Below are 4,807 nucleotides of genomic sequence, written 5' to 3'. Positions count from 1 at the left end.
CAAATCCGCATTGCCACCGAATGGGCAGGAGAAATTGATCCATTGGACCTGGAGGAATATCGGATTCGGGGAGGATTTTCCGCAGCGGAGAAGGCTCTGAAGGAATGGACTCCGGAAAGGATTATCGAGGAGGTGAAGCGCAGTGGCCTGCGGGGTCGTGGCGGCGCAGGCTTTCCCACGGGAGTGAAATGGGAAGTGGTGCGAAAGGCCCAGGGAACAAAAAAATACGTCACCTGCAATGGTGATGAAGGGGATCCCGGAGCCTTCATGGATCGGATGATCCTTGAATCGTTTCCCTACCGCGTGATCGAGGGAATGCTTATTGCCGCGCGGGCTGTGGGTGCCACGGAAGGCATTTTCTACATCCGTGCCGAATATCCACTCGCCGTGGAACGGATTCGGGAAGCGATCCGCCGCTGTGAAGAGGCGGGCATTCTGGGGGACCGCATTCTGGGGACAGATCATTGCTTCCATGTTCGCGTTTACGAAGGCGCGGGGGCCTTCGTCTGCGGAGAGGAAACCGCTCTGATTGCGTCACTGGAGGGCCGCCGTGGAATGCCCCGGTTACGACCCCCTTATCCCGCGGAATTCGGTTTTGCCGGCCAGCCTACCCTGGTCAATAACGTGGAAACCTTTGCCCTCGTACCGTGGATCATACGGAACGGGGCTGGGCGATTTGCAGCGCTCGGTACCGCAACAAGCAAGGGAACGAAAGTGTTTGCCCTGGCCGGGAAGGTGCGGCGGGGCGGCCTCATTGAGGTGCCTATGGGCATAACTCTTCGGGAAATCGTGGAACATATTGGCGGTGGCGCGCAACCCGGCCGACGGCTCAAAGCCGTTCAGGTGGGCGGTCCTTCCGGAGGATGTATCCCGGAATCACTTTTCGACACCCCTGTGGACTACGAAGCGTTGACGGCTACGGGAGCCATCATGGGTTCGGGAGGATTGATCGTCCTCGATGACAGCGATTGCATGGTGGACATTGCCCGGTACTTTCTCCGCTTCACCCAGGATCAGTCCTGTGGAAAATGCACGTTGTGCCGCATCGGGACACGGCGGATGCTCGACATTCTGGATCGCATCTGCGAAGGGCGCGCCCAGCCGGAGGACCTTCGGACGCTCGAAGATCTGTCGGAAACTGTCAAGGCGGGCAGTATATGCGGATTGGGCAAGACCGCTCCGAATCCTGTGCTCACCACGCTGCGGTACTTTCGGGAAGAGTACGAGGCCCATATCCGGGGCGAGTGCCCAGCGGGTCGGTGTGCCTCCCTCATTCATTACCGCATCACAGATGCATGCATCGGGTGCACGTTGTGCGCTCAGAATTGCCCGGTCAACGCAATACCTATCCGACCGTACCAAAGACACTCCATCGATGATCAGCTTTGTACCCGGTGCGATACCTGTCGGGTCGTTTGTCCGGAAGGGGCGGTGGTGATTGAATCGGGAGGCAGAATTGTTGGGGCTTCGCAGACTTCCACTCCTATTTCTGCTCCCGCAAGATCCGGCCGCTTCGGGATCAGCGATTTTGCACGCGAGGGTGTTTCCGAGGTTGTCCCATTGACCGACCCTTCCACCCAAAAAATGGCTGCCACCACAGGGAGTTCGTCCTCGCCATGAGCGCCGCACTTTGCCGTGTGACGATTGACGGGCGGAGTATCACCGTACCATCTGGAACCACGGTCCTCAAAGCGGCCCGGCAGTTGGGGATCGATATTCCCACCCTCTGCTTTCTTGATGGTTTCAGACCCCAAACGTCGTGTTTAATATGTTCGGTGAAAGTGATCGAGAACGGGCGGGTAAGGATGGTGCCTTCCTGCGGGACTCCCGTGAGCGATGGGATGATTGTGGAGAGCGAGACAGACGAGGTGGCCCATGTTCGACGGACGGCCCTGGAACTTTTGTTGAGCGATCACCTGGGGGACTGTCTGGCACCTTGTCATTTTGCCTGTCCCGCCCACATGGATATCCCCACCATGCTGCGGCAGATTCAGAGGGAGGAACTTCGGGAGGCAATTGCCACAATCAAAAGGGACATCGCCCTTCCGGCAACCCTGGGTTACGTTTGTCCGCGACCTTGCGAAAAAGGGTGCCGGCGCAATGCGGCGGATGACCCGGTGGCTGTATGCGGTCTAAAACGATACGTGGCGGAATGGGATCTTGCGTCCGGCGATCCGTATCTGCCGCCCTGTCAACCGGACAGTGGCAAAACCGTGGCTATCGTAGGCGCCGGCCCGACAGGGTTGTCGGCTGCCTTTTACCTTCGCCAACTGGGACACCGCGTGGTGCTGTTCGAAGTAGCGGAAAAGGCGGGAGGCCGCGTGCGTAACCGCCCGGATCCCGGAGGCACCGCTGTTCCGCCGAGTGTCCTGGACGCCGAAATTGATGTGATATTTCGCCTTGGGGTGGACTTTCGGCCGGACACACCCCTGGTGCCCCCTGGGGAAAACGGCATCACTCTCACGGAACTCCAGAACAACTACGACGCGGTCCTTCTCGCGTTCGGAGAACAAACGCCAGAACGGCTGGAGCAATTGGGTATCCCCCACACGCAACGCGGGATCACCGTGAATCGGGAGACCTTCCAGACGTCACTCGATCGGGTCTTTGCTGCGGGAAACGCGATTCGGGGGCGAGGTCTGGTGGTCCGCAGTTGTGCCGATGGAAAACTGGCTGCCCGATGTATAGACCAGTTCCTCCGTCTCGGCCGGGTGGAGGGCCTTCCGGAAATGTTTTCTGTTCGAATGGGTCGGTTGGAAAAAGAGGAAGTGGAGCAACTGGCGACGCTGGCTGAACCAATCCCTCGAACCGAGCCGCCGCCCGGTGCTCGCTGGAATGACGATCTAGCTGTCCATCAAGCGGCACGCTGCCTGCACTGCGATTGTCGAGCTCTCCCTCATTGCCGATTGCGCGAGTATGCTATCCGCTATCAGGCAGATCCCAATCGGTTTCGTGGTGAGCGCGCCAAATTGGAGATCATCGCGCGGCCTTCCGGGATCATTTACGAACCTGGCAAGTGTATTCTTTGCGGGCTATGTGTCGAGATTACCGAGGCCGCTCGAGCACCTCTGGGGCTGACGTTCGTCGGCCGCGGTTTCGATGTGCGCATCGGGGTGCCTTTCAATCGCACGTTGGAAGAGGCGTTGGGGGAGCTGGCGGAACAGGTCGTCGCCATTTGCCCCACTGGTGCGCTTTCTTTTCGGGAGGGCAAGCCACCTCTTCATCTTCCGGTGCTCAACACGGTCCGAGACGTTCGCGGCTGATTCTGGGCGACAACAATCCGGCGCTTTATCAACTGACTGTGGTACGGCCTGCGATCTTTATTTTTGCCCCCGATCATTTTTTCGCTCATCGCAGGAATTTGCGACGCGATTGATCAAAGTGTGTCCGATCCGCCAGGAGATAACAGCGCTCCATTCCAAATACCCAGTACCCCAAAAGGACCCAAGGGATAAAATGATAGTTCGGCTCTTGTGGGGCTTCAGGATTGAAGCCGATGCGGGAAATCTGTTCCCATGTTGGCTACCAGCCAACGCACAGGCTTCGACGAGCGTGCTTTTGATTTTCAGAAAAATTGCGAGGAAAAGCTGTGGACGTCCAGGATCTCAAGTACACGAAGACCCATGAATGGGTCGCCGTTTCCCAGAATTCCGACGGGAAGACGATTGCAACCGTGGGAATCACCGATTTCGCCGTGCAAGCGATGTCTGACTTGGTATTCCTCGAGTTGCCTCCTGTTGGCAAGCAAGTTCAAGCGGGTGAACCGCTCGGACAAATTGAGTCCGTCAAGGCAGTCAGCGACATTTACAGCCCGGTGACGGGTACGGTGGTCGAGGTCCACACAGACCTGGCAACACACCTTGAACAACTGACCGCGGACCCATTCGGACAAGGTTGGATCGCTAAGCTGGAGGTGGCCGATCCGAACGAACTGAACCAGCTCCTGGACCGAGCCGCCTACGAAGCGCAGTGCGCCTCGGAGGCAGAAGAGCACGGGTAAAGAGGCAAATCGATTACGAGCTTGGCCAACCTAACATCTGATCGCTGTTACAGAAGGTGGCTGTACGCTTGTCCCGTTCCGTGCGGTGTTCATCAAACACAGATGTTATCAACGATTAGCGACGGGCCTTGAGATTGTTCGGATTTGTCTCTCCAGGGAGGAGCGTCAGAAGAGGACTGGCGGCGGGCGTCAAGCGATCGAAAAGCATCTGCCTGTTAATCAGACGCTAAGGAAAAACCATGGCCTATCTTCCGCAGACCGAACAAGAAGTGAAGGCGATGCTTGCCGCGATCGGCGTGCAAAGCATCGACGAGCTGTTTGCCCATTTGCCTTCCGACGTGCGTTTTCAGGGCGAACTAAAACTTCCGCCTGCGCTTTCCGAGCTAGAACTCTGTCAGCATATGGAAGAGCTGGCCCGGCGGAACGTGGGAACCCATCAAAAGGTGTGCTTTTTAGGGGGAGGGGCTTACGATCACTTCATCCCGGCGGTGGTCGATTTTGTCGCCTCGCGAAGTGAGTTTTACACTTCCTACACCCCCTACCAGCCAGAAGTCAGCCAGGGCAATCTCCAGGTGTTCTTCGAGTACCAGACCCTCATCACGCAGTTGACGGGTTTGGACGTCTCCAACGCCAGCCTCTACGATGGGGCTACCGCCCTCGCTGAGGCTGTTCTCATGTGTCTGAGCCTGCAAAGTGGACGAAAACGGGTGGTCGTACCTCAGAACATCCATCCAGAATATCGGGCGGTCCTGACCACATATCTTTCCCATGTATCATCGGAAATTGTTTTGCTCCCAACTCCGCGAG

The 4,807-nt window shown here is 57.6% G+C and carries 3 protein-coding genes and 1 pseudogene; all 4 read left to right on the top strand.

Translation table 11 applies throughout. The features are described from left to right. Positions 1 to 1,620, top strand: a 1,620-nt coding sequence (locus ABJK56_RS11585) for an NADH-ubiquinone oxidoreductase-F iron-sulfur binding region domain-containing protein (protein WP_347244830.1), incomplete at its 5' end; no start/stop codon positions are given. Beyond that, positions 1,617 to 3,263: a 2Fe-2S iron-sulfur cluster-binding protein gene (locus tag ABJK56_RS11580; protein WP_347244829.1), complete on the top strand. Its 1,647-nt coding sequence runs from the start codon at positions 1,617 to 1,619 to the stop codon at positions 3,261 to 3,263. The genes ABJK56_RS11585 and ABJK56_RS11580, both read left to right, overlap by 4 nt. 326 nt (positions 3,264 to 3,589) lie before the next feature. Then, positions 3,590 to 4,000, top strand: a complete 411-nt coding sequence (gene gcvH, locus ABJK56_RS11575) for a glycine cleavage system protein GcvH (RefSeq protein ID WP_347244828.1) — start codon at positions 3,590 to 3,592, stop codon at positions 3,998 to 4,000. A gap of 239 nt (positions 4,001 to 4,239) precedes the next feature. Beyond that, positions 4,240 to 4,807, top strand: a pseudogene (locus tag ABJK56_RS11570) (glycine dehydrogenase); the annotation flags it as partial.

This window comes from Thermogutta sp. (assembly GCF_039793925.1).
Lineage (GTDB): Bacteria > Planctomycetota > Planctomycetia > Pirellulales > Thermoguttaceae > Thermogutta.
This window is presented reverse-complemented; position numbering and strand designations above follow the sequence as displayed.